This is a genomic window from Lactobacillus sp. UMNPBX4 (assembly GCF_002554115.1).
GTDB lineage: Bacteria > Bacillota > Bacilli > Lactobacillales > Lactobacillaceae > Lactobacillus > Lactobacillus gallinarum.
The window spans coordinates 1-1,073 of sequence record NZ_PCZF01000124.1; the positions used below are offsets into that span (position 1 = coordinate 1).

Annotated in this window: 1 pseudogene; it reads right to left on the reverse strand. The window is 34.5% G+C overall.

Annotated elements, in window-relative coordinates:
• Positions 1–72: 72 nt before the first annotated feature.
• Positions 73–1,023 (reverse strand): annotated as a pseudogene (locus CP355_RS09995) (peptide ABC transporter substrate-binding protein); the annotation flags it as partial.
• Positions 1,024–1,073: the final 50 nt, after the last annotated feature.

The window sequence follows — 1,073 nt, forward strand, 5'->3', positions numbered from 1 at the left end:
TCGCATCTATCAAACAGCCTAAACAAAAGTGTTCAAGTTATTATTGCAATTTACGATTTTTTTAATTAATATTTATTTTTCAACATATGCATACTTAAAGTTATAATTAGCACCTGCACCGTTGTAAACAACATTTTTAACCGTTGGTCGAACCATCCAAGCTTCGGCAGGTTGATACAAAGGTACTACTCCCTGTTCTGTTAACAATACACGTTCAGCCTTAGCTAAATCTTCAAAACGATCATCCATATTACCAGTAGTCTTTGAAGCGGCAACATACTTATCGTAATCTTTATTAGCCCACTTACTCCAATTATATGATGCATTTGTAGTATTCAAATCAAGGAAAGAAATTGGATCAGTAAAGTCCGCTTGCCAACCCATGAGCAAAGCATCAAAATTACCACTTTGGCCACGTACTAATGCAGTCTTCTTAGGTAAGCTGTTAACTTTAACACTGACTCCCTTCAAATTAGATTCAATAGTACTTTGCAAATATTCCCCAGCCTTTTTAGCATCATCATCGTCATAAGTTAGCAAAGTAAAGTTAACTTTACTTTGACCTAAAGCCTTTTGTGCCTTCTTCCAATAATTTTTAGCTAACGCAGGATTATATGTCATTACCTTATCTGTTTCAGCTGTTTTAACTAAAGCCGTATAATCTTTACCATTAAATTCAGTCATGTTAGCTGGTGAAAAAGTAGTTACTGGCTTATTGGCCCCACCTACTGAGGAAGCTAAAGCTTTACGATTGATTGATAACGAAAGTGCTCTACGGAAATCTGCATTCTTAAAAAGTCTATTTTTCTCATTTAATTGCAAATATTGAGTAGATGAAGCTGGTCTAATAGTATAGCCTGATTGATGTTTCAATTGCTTTGTAGCCTGTGGTGCCAACAAAGCGGCATCCAACTTACCTGATTGATACAGGTTATAGTCAGTTGATGGCGTTTTTTGAACGCTGTAATTAATAGTACTTAGCTTAACCTTATTCTTATCCCAATAATTATTATTCTTACGTAAATTGCAATAATAAATTGAACACTTACGCTGTTTGATAGATTTTATCTAAT